21 protein-coding genes are annotated in these 22,765 nt (G+C 40.1%); 14 read left to right on the forward strand and 7 right to left on the reverse strand.

Going from position 1 to position 22,765, the window contains the following annotated elements:
- Positions 1 to 5: 5 nt before the first annotated feature.
- The 3 genes from HPE63_RS03015 to HPE63_RS03025 all read left to right on the forward strand — a co-directional run bounded on the left by HPE63_RS03015 (position 6) and on the right by HPE63_RS03025 (position 2,423).
- Positions 6 to 452, forward strand: a complete 447-nt coding sequence (locus HPE63_RS03015; protein WP_188312743.1) for a type I restriction enzyme HsdR N-terminal domain-containing protein — start codon at positions 6 to 8, stop codon at positions 450 to 452.
- Positions 453 to 464: 12 nt separating this feature from the next.
- Positions 465 to 1,466 carry a glycosyltransferase family 2 protein gene (locus tag HPE63_RS03020; protein ID WP_188312744.1) on the forward strand — a complete coding sequence of 334 codons (1,002 nt, stop codon included), beginning with the start codon at positions 465 to 467 and terminating at the stop codon, positions 1,464 to 1,466.
- 105 nt (positions 1,467 to 1,571) lie between these two features.
- Positions 1,572 to 2,423 carry an OmpA/MotB family protein gene (locus tag HPE63_RS03025; protein ID WP_188312745.1) on the forward strand — a complete coding sequence of 284 codons (852 nt, stop codon included), beginning with the start codon at positions 1,572 to 1,574 and terminating at the stop codon, positions 2,421 to 2,423.
- Between the two features lie 66 nt (positions 2,424 to 2,489).
- Here the strand turns inward: HPE63_RS03025 and HPE63_RS03030 are convergent, their stop codons facing one another.
- Genes HPE63_RS03030 through HPE63_RS03040 form a run of 3 tightly spaced genes read right to left on the reverse strand, consistent with a single transcriptional unit; the run spans position 2,490 to position 6,344 of the window.
- Positions 2,490 to 3,110, reverse strand: coding sequence for an L-threonylcarbamoyladenylate synthase (locus tag HPE63_RS03030; protein ID WP_188312746.1), 621 nt, complete (start codon positions 3,108 to 3,110; stop codon positions 2,490 to 2,492).
- An 11-nt stretch (positions 3,111 to 3,121) separates the two neighbouring features.
- On the reverse strand, positions 3,122 to 3,985 hold the full coding sequence (locus HPE63_RS03035) for a glycoside hydrolase family 16 protein (protein ID WP_188312747.1): 864 nt from the start codon (positions 3,983 to 3,985) through the stop codon (positions 3,122 to 3,124).
- Positions 3,986 to 4,010: 25 nt separating this feature from the next.
- Complete coding sequence (locus tag HPE63_RS03040; protein ID WP_188312748.1) at positions 4,011 to 6,344, reverse strand: ATP-dependent helicase; 2,334 nt, start codon at positions 6,342 to 6,344, stop codon at positions 4,011 to 4,013.
- Between the two features lie 133 nt (positions 6,345 to 6,477).
- On the opposite strand from HPE63_RS03040, the gene HPE63_RS03045 reads away from it, so the two are divergent.
- The 5 genes from HPE63_RS03045 to HPE63_RS03065 all read left to right on the forward strand — a co-directional run bounded on the left by HPE63_RS03045 (position 6,478) and on the right by HPE63_RS03065 (position 11,402).
- Entirely contained in the window at positions 6,478 to 7,020 is a 543-nt protein-coding gene (locus HPE63_RS03045; protein WP_188312749.1) for a DsrE family protein, read from the forward strand.
- 11 nt (positions 7,021 to 7,031) lie between these two features.
- Positions 7,032 to 8,306, forward strand: a complete 1,275-nt coding sequence (locus HPE63_RS03050; RefSeq protein WP_188312750.1) for an amidohydrolase — start codon at positions 7,032 to 7,034, stop codon at positions 8,304 to 8,306.
- Between the two features lie 89 nt (positions 8,307 to 8,395).
- Entirely contained in the window at positions 8,396 to 9,970 is a 1,575-nt protein-coding gene (locus HPE63_RS03055; protein ID WP_188312751.1) for an FMN-binding glutamate synthase family protein, read from the forward strand.
- A gap of 48 nt (positions 9,971 to 10,018) precedes the next feature.
- Entirely contained in the window at positions 10,019 to 10,795 is a 777-nt protein-coding gene (locus tag HPE63_RS03060) for an OmpA family protein (protein ID WP_188312752.1), read from the forward strand.
- 88 nt (positions 10,796 to 10,883) lie between these two features.
- Positions 10,884 to 11,402, forward strand: a complete 519-nt coding sequence (locus tag HPE63_RS03065; RefSeq protein WP_188312753.1) for a DUF7935 family protein — start codon at positions 10,884 to 10,886, stop codon at positions 11,400 to 11,402.
- A gap of 60 nt (positions 11,403 to 11,462) precedes the next feature.
- Here HPE63_RS03065 and HPE63_RS03070 read toward each other — a convergent pair whose 3' ends face one another.
- Together HPE63_RS03070 and HPE63_RS03075 are read right to left on the reverse strand one after the other, a co-directional pair.
- Positions 11,463 to 12,374, reverse strand: a complete 912-nt coding sequence (locus HPE63_RS03070) for a patatin-like phospholipase family protein (protein ID WP_188312754.1) — start codon at positions 12,372 to 12,374, stop codon at positions 11,463 to 11,465.
- Positions 12,371 to 14,461, reverse strand: coding sequence for a M1 family metallopeptidase (locus HPE63_RS03075; RefSeq protein ID WP_188312755.1), 2,091 nt, complete (start codon positions 14,459 to 14,461; stop codon positions 12,371 to 12,373). Before HPE63_RS03075 ends, HPE63_RS03070 begins: the two co-directional genes overlap by 4 nt.
- A gap of 139 nt (positions 14,462 to 14,600) precedes the next feature.
- Between HPE63_RS03075 and HPE63_RS03080 the strand changes: the two genes are divergently transcribed.
- The 5 genes from HPE63_RS03080 (at position 14,601) to HPE63_RS03100 (ending at position 20,331) form a co-directional block, all read left to right on the forward strand.
- On the forward strand, positions 14,601 to 17,141 hold the full coding sequence (locus HPE63_RS03080; protein ID WP_188312756.1) for a DUF559 domain-containing protein: 2,541 nt from the start codon (positions 14,601 to 14,603) through the stop codon (positions 17,139 to 17,141).
- 111 nt (positions 17,142 to 17,252) lie between these two features.
- Positions 17,253 to 18,005 carry an SOS response-associated peptidase gene (locus HPE63_RS03085; RefSeq protein ID WP_188312757.1) on the forward strand — a complete coding sequence of 251 codons (753 nt, stop codon included), beginning with the start codon at positions 17,253 to 17,255 and terminating at the stop codon, positions 18,003 to 18,005.
- A gap of 30 nt (positions 18,006 to 18,035) precedes the next feature.
- A complete protein-coding gene (locus HPE63_RS03090; protein ID WP_188312758.1) occupies positions 18,036 to 18,407 on the forward strand; it encodes a VOC family protein in 372 nt (123 codons plus the stop codon).
- A 174-nt stretch (positions 18,408 to 18,581) separates the two neighbouring features.
- On the forward strand, positions 18,582 to 19,448 hold the full coding sequence (locus HPE63_RS03095) for a pirin family protein (protein ID WP_188312759.1): 867 nt from the start codon (positions 18,582 to 18,584) through the stop codon (positions 19,446 to 19,448).
- A gap of 271 nt (positions 19,449 to 19,719) precedes the next feature.
- Positions 19,720 to 20,331 (forward strand): nitrogen regulation protein NR(II), encoded by a 612-nt coding sequence (locus HPE63_RS03100; protein WP_188312760.1) that lies wholly within the window; start codon positions 19,720 to 19,722, stop codon positions 20,329 to 20,331.
- Positions 20,332 to 20,364: 33 nt separating this feature from the next.
- On the opposite strand, the gene HPE63_RS03105 is transcribed toward HPE63_RS03100, so the two are convergent.
- Both HPE63_RS03105 and HPE63_RS03110 read right to left on the reverse strand, forming a co-directional pair.
- The gene (locus tag HPE63_RS03105) at positions 20,365 to 21,297 is read right to left on the reverse strand and encodes a 3-keto-disaccharide hydrolase (RefSeq protein WP_188312761.1); all 933 of its coding nucleotides are present in this window, start codon (positions 21,295 to 21,297) and stop codon (positions 20,365 to 20,367) included.
- Positions 21,298 to 21,339: 42 nt separating this feature from the next.
- Entirely contained in the window at positions 21,340 to 21,798 is a 459-nt protein-coding gene (locus HPE63_RS03110; RefSeq protein WP_188312762.1) for a nuclear transport factor 2 family protein, read from the reverse strand.
- Positions 21,799 to 21,933: 135 nt separating this feature from the next.
- Between HPE63_RS03110 and panB the strand changes: the two genes are divergently transcribed.
- Positions 21,934 to 22,752, forward strand: coding sequence for a 3-methyl-2-oxobutanoate hydroxymethyltransferase (gene panB / locus HPE63_RS03115; RefSeq protein ID WP_188312763.1), 819 nt, complete (start codon positions 21,934 to 21,936; stop codon positions 22,750 to 22,752).
- Positions 22,753 to 22,765 lie beyond the last annotated feature (13 nt).

The following is a 22,765-nucleotide window of genomic DNA, read 5'->3' on the forward strand; positions in this document are numbered from 1 at the left end:
GTTCTATGCAACGGCTTAACTTTCCTGTCTATGATTTTCGTTTCAAAAATAGCGAAAATAAGGTCTACATTTTTGATGCCATCCGCAAAAAGTTTGTGGTATTGCAACCCGAGGAATGGGTGCGTCAAAACGTGGTGCAGTTCTTGATCTATGATAAGAAATACCCGCATAGTCTCATCAATGTTGAAAAGCAAATGATCATAAACAATATTAAGAAAAGATATGATATCGTTGTTTTCGACAGTTCTGGCAGCATTACCCTACTTGTTGAATGTAAATCACCCCAGATACCTATAACCCAGACAACTTTTGATCAAATTGCGAGGTACAATATGCAGTTGAAGGCAAAATACCTGATGGTGACCAATGGCCTAGATCATTTTTATTGCAAAATGGACTATGATTTAGAAAATTATATGTTTTTAAAGCATATTCCTGATTTTAGCCGTTAATTTGCAAGCGTTTTGAGAATAGCTATCGTCATACTAAATTGGAACGGAGAGGTGCTTTTGGAAAGGTACCTACCTTCAGTGGTGCAATATTCAGAAGATGCCGATATTTATGTTGCTGACAATGCGTCCAACGATAATTCGGTCGATTTTGTAAAATCCAACTTTCCACAGGTAAAGATCATACAAAACACGGTTAATGGGGGCTTTGCCAAAGGATATAATGACGCATTGAAGACCGTTAAAGCCGATGTATACTGTTTGCTGAACAGCGATGTAGAGGTCACTCCGAATTGGTTGGCTCCCATTAAAGAGGCTTTTAACAAGATTCCTGAAGCGAGTATCATTCAGCCAAAAATATTGGATTTGATGCGGAGGGACCATTTTGAGTATGCCGGTGCCGCAGGCGGTTTTCTTGATCAATTAGGGTATCCCTTCTGTCGGGGGAGGATATTCCAGAAACTTGAGAAAGACAAGGGCCAATATGATGATATTCGGGAAATTTTCTGGGCAACTGGCGCATGCATGTTCATAAAGCAGGAGGTTTTTGAAAATTTAGGAGGTTTCGATGAGGATTATTTCGCACACCAAGAAGAAGTAGATCTTTGTTGGAGGGCACAGAATAAAGGATATAAGGTCTATTACGTAGGGACTTCAAGTGTATATCATTTAGGAGGCTTTACACTTAGTAACATGAATCCGAAAAAAACCTTTCTCAATTTTAGGAACTCACTATACTCCATCACCAAGAACCTTCCCCGTAGAAAGGCATTCCTCATTATCTTTTTCAGATTACTATTGGATGGCGTTGCGGCCCTAAGGTTTGTCTTCCAACTAAAGTTCAGTCACTGCTTGGCCATTTTGAAGGCCCATTTCAGTTTTTATAGGAATTTTTGGAAGATGTACAGAAAGCGTGAAAAATCGAGTTTTACAAAAAAATATTACATCACGAAATCCATAGTATATGCCCATTTCGTACATGATGTAAATAATTTTAACATTTTAGTAAAAGATTAACTAATTTTGCCGATAATAAGAAGGCTAATTGTATAATTTTGGGCTTTAAATTTTAAATATTTTTACCGATTGTTAATTAAGTAAAACAAGTTTTAAACATAGATTATGAAGAAAATTATTTTAGGTGTTTTAGGCGTAACCCTTTTGTTATCGTCATGTGTTTCACAAAAGAAATATGCCGATTTGGAGTCTAAGCACAAGGAAACACAGGATTTATTGAATTCTGCAACCGTTAAATTGAACAGTTGTCTGGAAGACAAAGCAACAGCAACGTCAAGATTACAAACCCTTGAAGATCAAAATGCGTTTTTAAAGGCAAATAACCAAGAGTTGATTAATAACATGGGCAATTTGACCACGTTGACAACTAAAGGTGCTGAAAATCTTGAAAAATCATTGGAAAGTCTTCAAGAAAAAGACCTTACCATAAGAAAATTGCAAAATGCGATTACAAGAAGGGATTCTGTAAACCTTTCTCTAGTTCAAAGTTTAAAAGGTGTTTTAGGCAATTTGGATGATGAGGATATTGAGATCAGTGTTGAAAAAGGAGTGGTATTTGTATCGATTTCAGACAAATTATTGTTTAGCAGTGGAAGCTATAACATTACAAGTAGGGCTAAGGAAGTTTTAGGTAAGGTTGCCAAAGTGGTAAACAACAAGCCAGATTTCGAATTCATGGTCGAAGGCCATACCGATGATGTTCCTTATAGAAAAGGTATATTGTTAGATAACTGGGATTTGAGTGTGAAGCGTGCCACCGCAGTTGTAAGAGTTTTACAAAACGATTATAACGTTGATCCAAAACGTATGACCGCTGCCGGTAGAGCCGAGTATATTCCTGTTTCACCAACTGAAAAATCGAAAAACAGAAGAACCAGAATTGTGGTACTTCCTAAATTGGACCAGTTCTACAGTATGATTGAAGAAGGAATGAAAGATCCTGCGATCAACAATTAGGTCAAAATATAATTCTTAGAAAAAACGCCCTGGCCAAATGGCCAGGGCATTTTTTTTACAATCGTTTTAGAAAATATCCAGACTTCCTTTACCTTCCCTTAGTATTTCAGGCTCATTCCCTGAAAGATCGATTACCGTCGAAGCCACATTGCCACCATTCCCCCCATCAATAACTATATCGACAAGATTGTTCCATTTTTCATAAATGAGTTCAGGATCCGTAGTATACTCCAAAAGTTCATCTTCGTCATATATCGAAGTAGAAACAATTGGGTTGCCCAATTCCCGGACCAAGGTTTGGGCAATGGAGTTAGCGGGCACTCGAATACCTACGGTTTTCTTTTTCTTGAAATCCTTGGGTAGATTAGAACTTCCGGGTAACACAAAGGTATAGGGTCCCGGAAGTGCCCGTTTTAATATTTTAAAGGTTTTGGAGTCGATTTGACGAACATAATCGGAAAGATTGCTAAGATCGGCACAAATAAAAGACCAATTGGCCTTGTCTAATTTAATTCCCTTTATCCGGGCTATTTTTTCCAATGCCCGTGTTTTTGTTATATCACAACCTAGACCATATACTGTATCTGTAGGATAAATGACGAGTCCACCTTTCTTAAGCACTTGTACCACTTTTGAAATCGCCTTCGGATTGGGATTTTCCTCATATATTCTTATCAACTCGGCCATCTTTTCAAATATTATTGTTTAACCTGATACACCCTAACAAAATCGACCTCCATAACTGCTGGGAAAATGGTATCATCAACGCCTTCATTTCCACCCCAATTGCCACCGACTGCAATATTCATAAGAAAATAAAATGGTTTTGAAAATGGCCAGTTATTGGCATTAAATTCCTTAGGTCTTTGAAATGTGAATTGTATATTGTCCATAGTATCAATATAGAATTTTAAATATTCCTCAGACCATAATAATCCATAGGTATGGAATTCCTCTTCAGCCGTTTCCAATCTTATTGGCCCAGATGAAGCCTGTGTGCCATCTACGTGGTTGTTGGATGTGCTGTGAATGGTAAAATGAACAATGTTGGGGTCATAACTTACATACTCCATGATATCTATTTCACCACATGCAGGCCAGCCATCAGTGGAGACTGAACTTCCTAACATCCATAAAGCCGGCCATAGGCCATTACCTCTATGATCAGGCAATTTGGCGCGAATTTCCATTTTCCCATAGGTGAAATCCTTGATACTATTTAAGCGGGTCGAGGTATAATCCCCTACTTCTTGGCCATCACCGACTTTTTTAGCGGTAATTTTCAAAGTACCATTACTCACTTCAACATTATCATCGGCGACGTAATTCTGCCATTCATTGTTGCCCCATCCGTGTTGACCCGTTTCAAAACTCCAATTTTCTGTAGACAATCGAGTTCCATCAAATTCATCACTCCATACCAGTTCGGCATTATCCCAATAATCCACAGCGTTTACATCGATAATGATTTTTTTTCCCTTTTCAGTTTCCCCACCACAACTTACAAATAGGAAGTATAGTAATATAGGAATTACATAAAGGGGGTACTTTTTAAATGTCATAATCAGGCGGTTTGTATTAGTAAGTTTAGTCAGTTGATAGTACTTCCAATTTAGCGAATCGCAATAATAGTTTTTTTGTATCGCCCTGATCAAATTTAATTTCAGCCTTTTTATCATTGCCTACACCTTCAATCTTTAATACAACCCCTTTTCCGAACCGTGTATGGTTAACCATGGCTCCTTCTGACAGATTGGGGTCTACTACATTGGTGTTTCCGATGGGTTTTGATAGTTCAGGTTTTAACCTTCTTAATTTGCGCAGTTGGGTTTCATTGGGTTTGCCTATGGCCGGTGGAGTTCCTCTTTTGGGCTTTGTTTGTCGCAATCTACTTTTGTCCACATCCCCAAAGATATCGACATCTATCAAAGATTTATATCGATACCCCGTATCTATAGGCGTTAAATTTTCAACATATTGCTCATCGATTTCTTCCAAAAAACGGCTAGGTTCTGCGTCTATTAACTTACCCCAGCGATACCGATTTTGTGTATACGTCAAATATGCCTGTTTTTCAGCCCTTGTTAATGCCACATAGAACAACCTTCGTTCTTCCTCCAGTTCACTGCGTGTATTCATACTCATGGCTGAAGGAAATAGATCTTCTTCCATACCAACGACATATATATAGGGGAATTCGAGCCCTTTTGCCAGATGAATGGTCATCAATGCCACGCGATCATCATCTCCCGTATCTTTATCCAGATCTGTTGCTAGGGCAACATCCTCCAAAAACTCCCCAATATCCCCAGTGGCAACGGCAATTTCCTTTTGACCTTCAACAAAATCCTTTATTCCATTGAGCAATTCTTCAATATTCTCCATACGGGCAATCCCTTCAGGAGTACCATCCTTTTTAAATTCGAGAAGTATGCCTGTTTTTTTTGCAACATGTTCTGCCAATGTAAAGGCATCAACGCCTTCATTCATAATCTGAAAACTCTTGATCATGGTGACAAATTCTTCCAACTTTCTTTTGGTGCCCGAATTTATCTTTAAGTCAATACGCTCAAGATTCTCCAAAACCTCGAAGATAGATCGGCCATAGTGGTTGGCAGCCACGACCAACTTATCCAAAGTGGTCTGGCCAATGCCTCGGGCCGGAAAATTGATGATCCTTTTCAGGGCTTCCTCATCCTTCGGATTTATGACCAATCGTAAATAAGAAAGGATATCCTTTATTTCTTTTCGTTGATAAAAAGAAAGCCCTCCATAGATACGATAGGGAATATCCCTTTTGCGTAAGGCATCTTCAATAGCCCGCGATTGTGAATTTGTGCGATACAGCACGGCAAAATGACCATTATGGAGTTGGTGCTGCATTTTATTTTCGAAAATGGAACCTGCAACATACCTCCCTTCTTCAGCATCGGTGATACTCCGGTGAATTATAATCGGTGCACCTTCATCGTTATGCGTCCAGACTTCCTTTTCGAGTTGGTTTTTATTATTTGCTATGACCGAATTCGCCGCATTTACAATATTTTTTGTTGAACGGTAATTTTGTTCTAACCGGTACATGCCTACGTTGTCATAATCGCGCTGAAAGTTCAGGATGTTGCTGATATTTGCACCCCGGAAAGAATAGATACTTTGGGCATCATCGCCCACCACACAAATATTTTGGTACCGATCGGATAGTGCCTTGACAATCAAATATTGCGAATGATTCGTATCTTGATACTCATCGACCAAAATATATCGAAACCGATCTTGATATTTCATCAATACTTCCGGAAAACGGGATAAAAGCTCATTGGTACGCAATAGAAGATCATCAAAGTCCATCGCACCTGCCTTAAAACAGCGATTTACATATTCTTCATAGATATCGCCAAGCCTGGGGCGTTTGGCCATGGCATCTGCTTCAATCAATTCTGGATTCTGCATATAGGCCTTGACCGTTATTAAACTATTCTTGTAAGACGATATTCTATTCTGGATCTGTTTGTACTTATAAATATCCTTATCCAATCCCATTTCCTTGATAATGGAAGCGATCAATCGTTGGGAATCCTGTGTATCGTAAATCGTGTAATTACTGGGATACCCTAGCTTATCCCCATCAAAACGCAATAGCTTTGCAAAAACAGAATGAAAAGTACCCATCCATAGGTTTTTGGCTTCAGAACTACCAACAATATCGGCGATACGCTTTTTCATTTCCCGTGCCGCCTTATTTGTAAAGGTCAAGGCCAAAATGTTAAATGCGTCTACCCCTTGCGCCATGAGGTGGGCAATACGATATGTCAAAACCCTTGTCTTTCCCGAGCCTGCGCCAGCAATAACCATAAGGGGCCCGTCCTTATGCAGTACGGGGGCCTTTTGGGCATCATTCAAATCATCTATAAAGGTTTTCAATACATTCAAGCATTAGGTGCCGTGAAAATAACATTAATTCAGCGGATCCTAAAAAGCTTAACCCAATAATTATGAACAATGAAAACCGATTATTCTTTCATTTTGAATATATTTAGGCGTCGAAAGTTCAAGTATGCCTAGAATATACCCATCCCTTTTAGTATCAAGCCTCTTCTTTTGTTTATCAATTGTCGCCCAAACCAAGAAATCAGGACCCATTATCAATGATTTTGGACACGTATGGGAAATTGGTTCGCCCGATTATGCAACGGACACGTCCAAAGAATTTAAAGCGGTTTTTGATATAATGCACTCCCCCGATGACCATAATGTTTTAAATTCCACCATGGAAACCGCTGCACGTTTTTTGAATATGCATGCACAAAGCGGAGTGCCTGCTGAACAATTGAAAATTGCATTGGTGGTGCATAACGAAGCTTCCAAAGATATCATTACCAATGAAGCCTATCGAAAACGATATGGGACCAAAAACCCCAATTATGAATTGGTGAAAGCACTTTTGGATGCTGGAGGTCAGATTATTTTCTGCGGACAATCTTCCCTCTCAAGGGATTTTCCAAAAGAAGTATTGATCGATGGCGTGCAAATATCGCTTTCGGCTATGACCACTTTGATACAATTACAAGATGAAAATTATACACTTATTAAATTTTAAACCGGATACTTATGAATAAATTTATTTGTAGCGCTCTACTCCTTTTCGGAGGCTTTATTACGGCCCAGACCCAAGGTCTTGAAAAAGATTATAGGGCAATCGAAAGTAAGGTAATTGAATGGCGAAGGGATATTCACCAAAATCCGGAACTCTCTAACCGTGAGTTCAAAACAGCAGAGAAAATTGCAAAACACTTACAGTCTTTGGGGATTGAAGTCCAAACCGGAGTGGCACATACCGGGGTGGTTGGAATTTTAAAAGGGAATCAACCTGGAAAAGTGATCGCCTTACGTGCCGATATTGATGCTTTGCCGGTTATGGAACGTAACGACCTTCCATTCAAGTCCACCGTTACCGCAGAGTTCATTGGGGAAAAAGTCGGGGTCATGCATGCGTGTGGCCATGATACCCATACCGCTATTTTAATGGGAGTAGCTGAAGTACTTTCCAAGAACAAGGATAAGATCAAAGGTACCGTAAAGTTTATTTTTCAACCTGCAGAGGAAGGTCCGCCACCTGGAGAAGAAGGTGGTGCTTTGTTAATGGTAAAAGAAGGTGTATTGAAGAATCCTGATGTAGATGCTATTTTCGGACTTCATATTAAATCTGAAATCCCGATTAATGTAATCCAATATAAATCTGGAGGTGCCATGGCAGCTGCCCAAACGTTTACCATAAAAGTGAAAGGGAAACAAAGTCATGGTTCTCAGCCTTGGTTGGGTGTAGATCCCATTCTGATAAGTGCCAAAATCATCGATGGCCTACAGACCATAATCAGTAGGGAAGTAGATCTAACCAATGAGGCAGCGGTTATAACCGTTGGAAAAATCAAAAGCGGAGTTCGCTTCAATATCATTCCTGAAAGCGCTGAAATGATTGGTACCATCAGAACTTTGGATTATGATATGAAAGACCATATCAATAAAAGAATGGAAGAAATGGTTCCGGCTTTAGCTCGAGCTTATGGCGGAGATGCTACTATAGAAATACGCGATATGACAGCTATTACGTTCAATGATCCTTCATTGGTTGAACAAATGCTACCAACCATGAAACGCATTGCTGGCGAGTCAAATGTGAGAACACAGAAAGCTATCACTGGAGCCGAGGATTTTTCATATTTTCAAAAGGAAGTACCCGGATTTTTCTTTTTCTTGGGCGGAATGGCTCCTGGGACGACCGAATCTTTTCCGCACCATACCCCGGATTTTTTTATCGATGATAGTGGATTGTTACTAGGGGTCAAAACTTTGGCGGAAATGAGTTTGGATTACCTAGACCAATAATTGGCTATGCAAAGCATGTGTGGTATAGATTGTTTTTGTGCAAAGTCCTACAATTTCTGTTTTAGTATTAATCGATCAGTTGAATTTTCATGGATAATTTTCTAAGTGCGTTAAGCGGTATTTCTTGGTGGGTTTGGATATTGATTGTGCTTTTGTTGGTTGCCATTCGCGATATTTTTTTTCAACGCGCCCATACGATTTCCCATAACTTTCCTATTGTTGGGCATTTGCGCTATTGGTTGGAAAGTATTGGTCCGGAAATGCGGCAATACTTCGTAGCGAACAACAGGGAAGAACTGCCTTTTAACCGTATAGAGCGCAGTTGGATCTATGCTTCAGCGAAAAGGGAAAACAATTATGAGGGTTTTGGTACAGATCGCGATATTTATGCCCACCAGCATATCTTCATAAAAAACCGAATGATGGCCTATAAGATCGGGGGCGATCATCCCAATGTAAAGGACAAGACTTTTATTCCCTGCGCGAAAGTTATCGGTGCCTATAACAAACGTAAAAAACCATATCGTCCGGCATCAGTAATCAATGTATCCGCTATGAGCTTTGGCTCGCTCTCCGCAGCGGCTATTGAATCACTGAATGTGGGTGTTGGAAAAGCAGGAGCCTATCACAATACAGGGGAAGGTGGTCTATCCCCATATCACCAAAAAGGAGGGGATGTGATTTTTCATTTCGGCACCGGTTATTTTGGGGTTCGCAGTGATGATGGCAACTTTTCCATGGAAAAGCTGATCAGCTTGGTCAGTGATAACCCTTGTATAAAAGCCATCGAGATCAAACTGTCCCAAGGGGCCAAACCTGGAAAAGGTGGCGTTTTACCAGGAGCGAAAATCACGCCTGAAATTGCAAAGATCAGAGGGGTCGAAGTGGGTAAGGATGTCCTCTCCCCTGCTACGCATAAGGCTTTTGATTCTGTTCCGGAACTCTTACAACTTATTGAGGATATTGCCGAACAAACGGGATTACCTGTAGGCATCAAAGGTGCCATCGGTAAATTGGACCAATGGGAGGAATTGGCCGATCTTATGATTAAAACGGGTAAAGGGCCGGACTTTATTACCGTTGACGGAGGCGAAGGTGGCACCGGTGCGGCCCCACCGAGTTTTGCAGACCACGTATCACTTCCCTGGGTGTATGGATTTTCAAGCCTTTATAAAATGTTCGTAGAAAGGAACCTTACCCATAGGATCGTGTTTATTGGAAGTGGCAGATTGGGTTTTCCGGCCAAAGCGGCCATGGCCTTTGCCATGGGGGTTGATGTTATCAATGTGGCGCGGGAAGCCATGATGAGTATAGGATGCATTCAGGCACAGGTGTGCCATACCAATCGTTGCCCTTCGGGCGTGGCTACCCAAAGTAAATGGCTCCAATCTGGAATACATGTTCCACTAAAATCGGACCGATTGGCCCAATACTTTAAAACGTTTCGTAAAGAACTCCTGGAAATCACACATGCCGCGGGCTATGAACACCCCTGCCAATTCACCATGGATGATGTACAAGTGAACGTTGATGACGATTTCTTGCATAGCGACCTTAAATCGACCTACGGATATGAAAAGGCAAAAGTAACGTTCAATCGAATGCATGAACTTCAAGATTGTACCTACTTGGGTGGAAAGCATTTCCATGGGATTGTCAAATAGTATATTTTTGTGCCAAATTTTAATTATATTAATTCCATAGATAACGATATGAAACGTAGTATACTTAGTCTTATCCTGCTCCTTGTTACCTCATCCTTTCTTTTTGCACAGAAAAAGAGTGAGCTTCTTGCAGAGATCTCAGCCTTAAAGTCCGAATTGGATTCTACCAAGGCTCAGGTTACCGAGGCAAAAAAGAATGAGAAAATCGGTTTGACACGGGCGGCCTCTTTTGAAGCACAGGTAAAAGAGTTACAAGATGCCAATGCCACCTTATTAAAAAACCTGAACAGTTTTGCGGAAGTTTCGAATAAAAACTCGGAAAACATTAATAAGGTAATGGCAAAGCTAGAACAGAAAGAAAATCAACTAAAGGCCATCACCAACACCATAGCTTCAAACGATTCCACAGCCCTTGTCGTTCTGACCAATGCAAAACAAACACTGGGCGAAAATGCCAAAATTGGCGTGAGCAATGGTTCCGTTATCATTGCGTCTTCGTTGGAATCCTTATTCGAATCGCCCTCGGGGGCCATAGTAACGGCCGAAGCCACAGCTTGGTTAGAGAAAATTAGTCGGATTTTAAAAGCAAGCCCTAAGGTATCCTTGACCATAGCGGGATTGAGCATGACAGGTGAATTAGACTTGGCAGCCAATCAAGCGTCGGCCATAGGGACTATACTCCAAAAACAATTTTCTATTGACGCCAATAGGATGCAAACGGTAGGGAAAGATGGTAATTTCAAAGAAGGCATTAATCTAATCTTACATCCCGATTACGGAAAGTTCTATGAGATGGTAAAAGAACATATGAAAACAACGAACTAATTCGACGGAAAACGAATTGATATCGCATATAATTTTTCAAAAAAACCTGCGTTGTAGTTTGCGTAAACCAAGCTAAATACCAATTATAATGACAGGAGATCAAATCTTTCAATTATTCGCTTTTTTATTACCTTCCATAGTGGTAGGGGCCATTGCCTTTTATTTTTTTAGGATGCACACCAATAATGAGGAAGGTAGACGGAGGTATCTCTTGCATAAAGATTCCCAACAAAAAACCCTTCCGATACGGCTACAGGCGTACGAACGTATGGCTTTGTTCTTGGAACGTATCGCCATTCCTAGTCTGATCGTTCGAGTAGGACCAAAATCTACCGATAAAAACGATTATGAAAATCTTTTGATACGAACCATAGAAAAGGAGTTTGAGCATAATCTATCGCAACAAATATATTTATCAGATGACTGTTGGAATATTATAAAGGCAGCCAAGAGTGCTACCATCCAAATGATCCGCAAGGCGGCCTTGAGCGAAACAGATTCTGCTGATAAGCTTCGGGAAGATATCCTGAATCAAACCATGGACAAACAATCGCCTTCGGCCACTGCCCTTTCTTACGTAAAGAAGGAAATCGGGGAACTGTGGTAGCATTAAAAAATCGTCGGTTGATAATCTACAGGAAATAGCCAGCACTCCTGAGTTATAGAATCATTCTACATTCAGTTCTAATTGGGAAGTTTCCAAGTTCTTGTACTTGGCGAAATTATAACCACTCTCCCACCAAGCCGTCATTTTTTCTTTGTTGAATATCAGGGAATTAGTCGTTAAAATGGCCGGGGTATAATAAAAGTTGATTACCGCATCGTGATGATTGGCCACGTATTTACCTATTCGTATGTTCTGATGTTCAATTCGATCTAACATAAAGGCGAACATTGCGGTCAGTAATGCAAAGGCATTCTTCGATGGTAAACGATTAAACAAGGTCGTTTCGGTTTGAAGGATAATGGCATCGATTTCCGTTGCTCCCCGTTTTATGGCTTCTTCAATGGGCACCATTGAACCCAATCCGCCATCGGCATATTCGCAACCATTTTTTCTGACCAAACTCATGAAGGGGGTATAATTACAGGAAATCCATATCCATTCACAGAATTCATCATAATTAAAATCGTTGATCGATTTATATTCGACTTGGTTCATCGAAAGATTGGATACGGTGACCACAATATCCTTAGGGCCTTCTTTAAGAATATGGAATTCTTCTTCGGTCAAGGTATTTCGGATTAGTTTCAATAAATTATGACTTTCCCCAAACGTCTTACTCCCGCGGTAAAAGTTTTTCATCACGTTCCAGTGGTCGATACCAATGCTCTCAACCCCATGTTTTTTTTGGATAACAAAGGGACAGTTACTGAAAATACTATCTTGGTTTACTGAGGTATAAACCTCCTTTATTTTTTCGATTTTTTGAAGGGCTAGATGGGAAATCAACAAACTACCGGTAGAAGTGCCTAAAAAAAGGTCGTAATTATAGTTCAACCCACGCATTAAATATTCGGCCACACCACCTGCGAAGGCGCCCTTGCTTCCACCACCCGATATGACCATAGCTCTCATTGCAACTTTAATTTAGTTCTAATATAACGAAGTTCTTCCTCATTCAACTGTTTTAAAAGCCCATTGATCCGTTTTCTCTGCTCATCATCTTTCAAAAGTGTATCTAGCAAATCCCTTGCATATTTTCGAAATTGCCATGAATGGTGTACCGAAGCATTCATGAGGTCCAACAGGTTTTGGTCCTGGAATTCGAAAACCTCACTTAGGATCCCAAAGGCGGTTTGTCTTGTTTCCATCCCGTATGTGGGTGACGTATATGCGAACAGTTCGGTAATATAATCTTCTTTCCTTTCTGTATCGTAATCCTTGGTCAAAGCCGCCAATAGCAACCAAAGTATTCGCACATTTTTATGGGGCAAACCAATAATACCTTTGGTAAGGTCCAGATATTTTGCCCGATTTTGGGGAAATGAAATCCATAATCGATATAGGGCAATCTCTTTGGTGAGATAGCTATCATCATTTAACAAGGTTTCATACTGTGCTTGTAAGGTAAGCGGTACCTTATCATAAATAAGGGCCAAGGCCTGTCGAATCTTGATGTCATTGCTCTCAAAACCATGAAGAATCATTTCATTCGTTAAGGATTTATGGTATTTTGAAATGATCCGGGTCTTAAGTTCTGGGTCTGCAGAATCCCAATATTTCTGAATTATGTTGGTTTTATCCTCCAAACTAGTGGTCAGTTCCCATTTTAACTTTAGGAAAGCTGCGACGGAAGTTGAATGTTCGGAAAGATAGGACTGTACTTTTTCGAAAGGAAAATCAGTTGCATTTAACCATTCACTTTTATAGGCGTGAAGGTCGGTCCCACTTGCCAATTCCATTTCTTTAATAAACTGTTCAATGGTCACATTTTGGTATTGGTATTTTTGCAGATAGGTCTTGATTCCCTTCTTAAAGGCTTGATCGCCTATTTGATATCTTAGCATAACAAGGGCCCAAGCCCCTTTTTCATAAAATGTAAGACTGCTCGCTTTTGGATCGGTCAGGGACTTCCCTTTTCCGTCTTTGGACTGTTCGTACAATTGCAGGGCCGTTTCGTACAATTTCCAATAAAAATAATTGTCTCCAAAGATTTCTTTTTCTGCGAGATACGCATAATACGTAGCAAAACCCTCATGTAACCAATGGTGGCTTCCATCTTTTTCGGTCACAAGGTTCCCGAACCATTGATGGGCGAATTCATGGGCATTGACATTCACATAATTCTTATCAACAAAGGCAACGGAATCTATAACATATGCATCGGAGAATATAGTCGCTCCCGTATTCTCCATACCGGCATACAGGAAATCACGGACGGGTACCTGTTTGTAATTCTGCCACGGATAGGGAACCCCGATTTCAATTTCAAGAAAATCGAAGAGTTGATTTGTGTACCGATATGTGGGTTCTACTTTTAAACTGTCCTGTGGATAATAATAATTTTCAATCGGGATGCCACTGGTAGTAGTCAATTCCTGTTTGTCATAATTTCCAATCACATAAGCCACAAGGTAGCTACTCATTGGATTGTTCATATCAAACGACCATGTTTTCAGGTGACCCGCCTTCTGTACATTTTTGAGGACCCCATTGGCAATCACCTCAAAATCGTCATCAGCGGAAAGGCTCAGGTCGAATTCCACTTTCTCTTCCATAGCATCAAGACTGGGCAACCAGTAGCTCGTATATTTACCTTGGCCTTGGGTCCAGACCTGTTCATTTCCTTTAATACCATCTTCTACCCCCATAAAATAGACCGTCTGTTTAGGATTGGTATTGTATTCCAACCCTATATTATAGGTTTTACCTTTTTTAAAATTGTGATGTAGAATAAGGTGCTTACCGTCATTTTCGAATCGTTTTTTTCTGCGGTTTAAGCGAACCGATTGAAACGTCATGTTCTTGGCATCCAGAAACACGGAATCGATTTGCTTCAAAACTTTAAGCTCATAGGAAACATAGCCTTGAATTTGTTTGGAATCAGGATAGACTGAAATAGTTGCCTTGGCATGGGTAAAATCTACTTTATCCTGATGTTGGGCAAACAAACAAGTAGTGGAAATACCAAAAAGTAACAAGAAGAAACATCGTGCAAGCATAGCATAAAATTACGATGTTTTTACCAAATGTCGCTAGGCACAAGAAAGTCATTTTTAAGGAGAAACGATTGAGAAAGTGCATTAAGTAGGGTATTAAATTAGAATTGCATCTAAACTGCTTTACCCCTATTTTTATCACATGAATGCCAATTACTTACAAACACCAGTCACCTACCTTAAAGGGGTTGGCCCCCATAGGGCACAGCTACTTGAGTCGGAGTTGGGTATTGGCACTTATCAGGATCTCTTGAATCTCTTTCCAAATCGCTATATCGACAAGACCCAGTACTATAAAATCAATCAATTACAGCGAAGTGGTGCCGATGTACAAATCGTAGGCAAGATCATTCATATAAAAACCGTTGAGCAAAAGAAAGGAAAACGTCTGGTGGCCACCTTTATTGATGATACCGGTGAAATGGAACTCGTGTGGTTTCGAGGCCAGAAATGGATTCGGGAAAACCTGAAGTTGAATATGCCCTATGTCATTTTTGGGCGTTGCAATTGGTACAATGGGAAATTCTCTATGCCGCATCCCGAATTGGAACTGCTATCCGAGCATGAGAAAGGCGTTAAGGTTTCCATGCAGCCCATCTATCCGTCTACTGAAAAATTGGGGAATAGCGGAATTACCAATCGTGTGGTGAGTAAGCTTTTACAGCAATTGTTTATAGAGTCTAATGGCAAGTTCATGGAAACCCTTTCAGATCCTTTACTACATGAACTAAAATTGTTCTCAAAAAGTGATGCCCTGTTCAATATTCATTTCCCAAAGGACCAAGCGTCTTTGGCCAAAGCCCAATTTCGTTTAAAGTTTGAGGAATTGTTCTATATACAGCTACAACTACTCACCAAAAAAATGTTGCGCAAGCAAAAGATAAAGGGTTTCAACTTTGACCAAGTAGGCGAATTGTTCAATGGATTTTACAAAAATCATCTTCCCTTTACCTTGACCAATGCCCAAAAAAGAGTCATCAAAGAAATTAGGGCCGATTTGGGTAGCAATGCTCAGATGAACCGTTTACTACAGGGTGACGTGGGGTCTGGTAAGACCATTGTGGCCTTGATGACCATGCTCTTGGCCATAGATAATGGATTCCAAGCTTGTTTAATGGCCCCTACCGAAATTCTGGCCAACCAGCATTACAATGGCATCAAGGAACTTCTGGACAATATGGACGTTACCTGTGCCTTATTGACCGGTTCTACCAAAAAGTCAGATCGAAATATCATCCATGAACAATTGGAAAACGGGGAATTGCAGATCCTAATAGGCACCCATGCCCTCTTGGAAGATAAGGTGCAATATAAAAACCTAGGCTTGGCCATCGTAGACGAGCAACATCGCTTTGGGGTGGCACAGCGCTCCAAATTATGGCACAAAGGACGCCCACCCCAAACCCCTCCCAAAGGGAGGGTGAATGAAATTCACCGCAAATACCAAACTGTCAGACCTTCTGCCTATAGCCTTTTAAAACAAAATCAGCTGGAAAGAAAAAAACAAACTACAGAAGCCGAAAGAATTCTATGGGAGCAGTTAAAGACCAAACAACTGGGGGTAAAGTTTAGAAGGCAGCATGTAATTGACGAATTTATCGTTGACTTCGTATGCTTATCTAAAAAGATTGTAATTGAAGTAGATGGTGCATATCATAATACCCCCTCTCAATTAGAAGCCGATGAAATAAGAACTAAAATCCTAAAAGATTTGGGATACAGTGTCATACGGTTTAAAAATCAAGAAGTAATCGGTGCCATTGATTCTGTTCTCAAAAAAATACAAGCAAGATTGGATAGCCTCCCCTCCGGGGAGGTTGGAGGGGCTTTTCCGCCCCATATTCTGGTCATGACCGCAACTCCAATACCTCGAACCCTGGCCATGAGTCTGTATGGGGATTTGGATATTTCCGTGATCGATGAGCTTCCTCCTGGTCGTAAAGCCGTTAAAACCGTACATCGTTATGATTCCAATCGATTAAAAGTATTTCGATTTATAAAAGACGAGATTAAAAAAGGTAGACAGATTTATGTGGTCTATCCATTGATACAAGAATCGGAAGCTTTGGATTATAAGGATTTAATGGATGGCTATGAGAGCATAGTTCGGGAGTTTCCCCTACCCGATTACCAGATATCCATAGTACACGGCAAAATGAAACCTGCGGACAAGGATTATGAGATGGCCCGTTTTGTAAAAGGAGAAACCCATATTATGGTAGCCACGACGGTAATCGAAGTCGGAGTGAATGTGCCCAATGCATCGGTCATGATCATTGAAAGTGCTGAACGTTTCGGGTTGTCCCAATTGCATCAATTACGGGGACGCGTAGGGCGCGGGGCCGACCAAAGTTATTGTATCTTAATGACGAGCCACAAATTATCCTCTGAAGCAAAAACCCGATTGGAAACCATGGTACGTACCAATGACGGTTTTGAAATTGCCGAGGTGGACTTAAGACTGCGGGGGCCCGGTGATTTAATGGGCACCCAACAAAGTGGCATCCTGAATTTAAAGATCGCGGATATCGTTAAGGACAATGATATCCTTAAAACCGCACGTTGGTATGCCCTTAAAATCCTAAAAGAAGACCCCAGCTTGGAAAGCCAAGAGAATTTGATTATTCGCCATACCTATGCCCAAATGGTGAAGCACAAGCGTATCTGGAAATATATAAGTTGAAGACCTATACATTATAAAACAGGAATCTTACTTAAATCTTTGTAATTTGTACATTACCAAAGTGTATTTAATAGTTCTAACAAACCGAATTGTAGTAATAGGTATTTATCAATGTGTTACGACATCAAAGCAAGTTTAGAGGCACAATTGGCCAAGGCGCAAAGGGAACAGGATTATCAGGCAGTTGAGGAAATCATGGAAAAATTGATTCCCTTGACCGATCTTCCCATTCATCATGCCTCAGGTTTTAGTCATCCGGAACTCCTCATTTATACCAACCGTTCCCCCGATTTTCCTGAAATTGCGACCTGGGGCCTTGTTCCCCATTGGGTACAAGATGGTCAGCAACAAAATAAAATATGGAACAGTACACTGAACGCCCGTGGGGAAACTATTTTCGAAAAACCGGCCTTCAGGACAGCGGCCCAAAACAATCGCTGTATTGTTTATGTGGATGGATTTTATGAACATCACCATTTTAAAGGTAAAACCTACCCGTTTTTTATACACCGAAAGGACAAAATGCCTATAGCCCTCGCCGGATTATGGAGTGAATGGGAAAATGACGATGGGGGCACCTTAAAAACCTTTACCATTGTTACCACAAAAGGCAACTCCCTATTGGCCAAAATACATAACAACCCTAAATTAAAGGAAGCTCGGATGCCGTTGATCCTTCCCACTGAGCTCGAGGATAAATGGCTTTCTCCAGGATGTCAAAATACCACAGAAGTACTTATTCAATCCTATCCCGATAGCGAATTGGAAGCTTACACCGTTAGACGATTAAGGGGAAAGGAATATTTGGGCAATGTAGCGGAAATTTCCCATCCTTTTGAATATGAAGAATTGGAATTTAAATAAAAAACCATAAATTCAACAAAAACCAAACATATGGAACTAGGAGCATTTTCGGTAAGTCTGAGCGTCAAAGATCTTAAGACTTCAAAACAGTTTTATGAAAATTTGGGCTTTTCAGTTTTTGCAGGTAAAATGGAAAGCAATTATCTAATTATGAAGAACGCCGATACTATAATAGGGCTTTTTCAAGGCATGTTCGAAAACAATATTCTCACCTTCAATCCGGGATGGGATGCTAATGCCAAGGAGCTGGACTCCTATGTGGATGTTAGGGAAATTCAAAGCGAATTAAGAAAAAAGGGGGTTGAACTTGTTAGGGAAGCTGATGAAAATACATCGGGCCCAGCGAGTATTGTTTTTATGGATCCCGATGGAAACACCATACTTATCGACCAACATGTTTAGCGAATGCTGAAGACAAACTCTGATTACATTGGCACTTTAGGCATAACAGAATCAAATCCTGAAACTTCGCTTTAGTAGAACATTTGGCAAGTAAGGGTTTAATGCTACCTACGACTATAGATGGATTCGCCTGCATCTTTAAAAGGCATTCGATATTGCGCAAATTTCTGTACTATGAATAAAAAAGTTAAAACATTGATCCCTGCTTTCGATATTGATATGGGGGGCATTCCTTTAAAACAAGCGCTGCCCACCCAGAAAGTAAATCAAGTGGATCCCTTTCTACTGCTGCACCATGGCGAATTTAAATACCGAAAAAATGCAAAGGCCATTCACCAAGGTATAGGGCCCCATCCACATAGGGGTTTTTCACCGGTCACCTTTATCATCGATGGTGAAATTCATCATCGCGACAGTCATGGTAATAACCAAATTGCAAAAAAAGGCGAAGTTCAATGGATGCACGCCGGCGCAGGTATCGTTCACAGTGAACGCCCTTCCCAAGCTTTAATAGATAGACATGGTTCGAATGAAATAATACAACTCTGGATAAACTCCCCTGCATCAAAAAAATTGATACCTCCTAAGTATCAATATGTACCAGAAGATAAAATGCCCGTATTTTTTTCTGAGGATTTGCAGATAAGCAGTAAGTTGATAGCTGGAATATATGGTGATTTGCATGGAAAAATCACAACGGAAAGCGATTTACTCATTCTGTGGTGTACAGCGAAAGACCAAGGTAGGGCAACTTTGGAAATACCCAAAGGATTTAATAGTATGGTATATACCATTAACAAGGAAGTGAAAATCAAGGATTTTGGTTTGGTGGAAAAAGAAAGCCTGATCGTTTTTGAAGATGAAGGAGATAGCATAACCATTTCTGCTGAAAAAGGCGCATCTTTCTTGCTACTTTCAGGTGCTCCATTGAATGAAAAAGTGGTGCAACAAGGGCCTTTTGTAATGAATACTGAAACACAGATTCTCGAAGCCATGCGCGATTACCAAATGGGAAAAATGGGGATTTTAATTGAAGAGTAAAGATTCTATTTAGCGCCAAAAGTGCCTCACAAATGTTATTATGGGATACTATCTTGAAGTTCTCTTTTAAAAATTGGGAAATAACAAATCTACAACGCCTAAGAAATTTGGAATATTCCATTTAGAATTGAACCTAAAATTAGTACTAAGAAATATATTAATAAATAAATTATGATCTAGTTTCAAGTAATTAACTATATTTATTCACTTCACTACGCCCCCTTTATCCTACCCAGAACAATCTTCAGGCATTTAACTAACAAGTTTAAAAATGTTGAAAAGGTATAACAATAGTTTTTTGGATAAACTAGGTGACTTTAATTTCGAGGTATTGGAAAGTAGTAAAAACGCTATTTACGCCTTATCGAATGATTTAAAGTTTATTTACTTCAATCCGGCTTGGTTTGAATTCGCAAACAAAAATGGATTTGATAAATCCTCGGCACAACAAATAGTATTGGGCACTTCGGTTTTGAAATCTTTTGGGGGAATTCGATTGAAACTATACTTTCGGAATAAGTATAAAAAAACAATACGGACCGGCAAAGTTTGGCATCATCAATATGAATGTTCGAGTAATAAGAAATATCGTTTTTTCCATCAAACGGCATACCCCTTACAGAATAAAGAAGGAATATTGATTATACATACCGAAATGTTCAAATTACCCATGAGCAATATGAACCGGGAAACGTTTCATGCCATTGAACATAGATATTTTAATGCTGAAGGACGCATTCTACAATGTAGCAATTGTCGACACACACAACGGGCAGATGAGCCCGAAATCTGGGATTGGGTCCCAAGCTGGGTCAAAAAACTACCTGCCAATTATACCTTGACAATCTGCCCCACTTGTGAACATCTTTACAAGGAGGATTGATCAAGGTGTTAGTATTCACCCTTAAATTTAGATTTAGTTAATGATCGGGGTAACTACGATACTTCGGAATTCCACAGGACCATGATCACCTTGAATCATAAATGGACCAGCCTCGGCCTCGTTATTATCCAATGCACCCCCAGTCATACCTGGAATGTTTTGGTCGGTGATTATCTCTATACCATTGGCCACAATGGTTACCCGCCTACCGATTAAGGTTATATCATATTCTTGCCATTCACCGGCTGCTTTTGCAACCATTTCGTTGGGTATAAGAAAACCATAAATACCTCCGAACAAAATATCGGAAGCTTCCAATCCCTTATTATCGGCGATTTGAACCTCATATCTTCCTCGAAGGAAAATTCCGCTATTGCTTCCTTCGGGATAACGGAATTCTAAGTGCAATTTAAAATCATTGAACTTTTCATCACTTACCAAGTTAGCGCCTGCTTTATCGCTGGTCAAGATTCCGTCTTTAACTACCCATTGATTCTCACCCGTTGCATGCCATCCATCAAGGTTTTTGCCATTGAACAAAGCCTTAGGTTCTCCCCAAACAGGATTAGGATTGTAGCTTAATTTAGGGGCTCTGGTCCCAACCCATGTATATGTTTTTCCATCCGCATACACTAAGGTTCCCTTTACATGGTCATCTACCAATTCGCCATTAAATTGTAAATCTTGGCCTTCTTCCCATTGGGGCGGAATGGAAAATGAAAATTTACCATCTTCGAAATTAATCTTGGAAATAGGTCTTGCGCTTCCATTCAGAAAAACAAATCGGCCCACCAAGGTACTAAGGCCAGAATGCTTTATTTCTAACCAAGAAGGCACTTCCTTGCCATCATAGGATAAGGTTAAATTCCATTTTCCTTCGATTGACTTTGACTCCTGCGCACTTAGTTGAAATGTAAGTAACGTCACAATAATAATCGCAAATGCCTTTAGATATTTAGTGTTCATTGTAAAATATATTTATTAGGTTTTTATATGTTATAAATGATTCTAGTCGTAACAGTCTTCCCTTCTTCTGGTATCGATGAGGTATATAATCTGCCAATCGCTGCCATTTTTGAACAATTGGAACGAATTTACACCGCAATGGCTGAACGTACCGTTATACCAAAATTCATAGGGTGTCCATGCGTTGGCCATTGTACCATCGGTTTGTATATTGTATGACTGGATTTTCTCTCGAAAGTCCACAGAATCGGGAATACTCGCTATGGAATTTAAAAATCTACTGAAATCCTCTTTCCGTAATGTGGCTTTACCGTCTTTATCAGCTCCTATGGACTGGACAATGATTTCTTCAGAAACAGTTTCTTTTATTAACAAGGTATCTTTTGTATGGAAGCCTTTAAAAAATGTTTCAATCGTTTGCCGCACTTTGGTTTCCTGATTTTCTTGGGCTGTTATATTCAAAAACATAAGAAATAGTAAAAACGGCATAAATTTTTTCATCCCCACCATATTTTCATCAAAAATAAGTTAAAATCGTAAAAGGACAATCTAGGTGACGAACATTCTAAAAATCATAACCCACAAGCCTAAAACAGACACAAAATCATTACTTTTATCGGTCTTAAATAGAATTCAATGTCAACAGCCAAAAAAGAATATAAAAGGGTAACCGTTAAATCGCTTATTGAAATGAAAAATAACGGTGAAAAAATCTCCATGCTCACCTCTTATGATTACTCGATGGCGAAAATTGTGGATGCGGCCAATGTCGATGTAATCCTAGTAGGCGATTCTGCAAGCAATGTGATGGCAGGACATGAAACCACATTACCCATCACCTTGGATCAAATGATCTATCATGCCTCCTCGGTGATTAGGGCGGTAAAGAGAGCACTTGTGGTCGTTGATATTCCTTTTGGCAGTTATCAAAGTGATCCTAAGGAAGCCTTACGTTCAGCAATTCGTATCATGAAAGAAAGTAGGGCTCATGCCGTTAAGGTCGAGGGTGGTGAGGAGATTAAGGAATCGGTAAAAAGAATTTTGAATGCAGGTATTCCAGTAATGGGACATCTTGGCTTGACCCCCCAAGCGATTTATAAATTCGGCACCTATACTGTAAGGGCCAGAGAGGAAGAAGAGGCCGACAAATTAATTGCCGATGCCCAATTATTGGAACGCCTTGGATGTTTTGCCATCGTTTTGGAAAAAATACCTGCCGAATTGACTAAAAGGGTTTCTGAAAGCCTTTCGATTCCTACCATAGGTATCGGAGGTGGCAAACATGCCGATGGACAAGTACTTGTGATTCATGACCTATTGGGTATGACCCACGAGTTCAATCCCCGTTTTCTAAGAAGGTACATGAATTTGTACGAAGATATGGGTAAGGCTATTTCACAGTATGTCGATGATGTTAAAAGCAGGGATTTTCCAAATGACGAAGAGCAATATTGATAAAGAGTATCAT

This window comes from Maribacter arenosus (genome assembly GCF_014610845.1).
Taxonomy (GTDB): Bacteria; Bacteroidota; Bacteroidia; order Flavobacteriales; family Flavobacteriaceae; genus Maribacter_A; species Maribacter_A arenosus.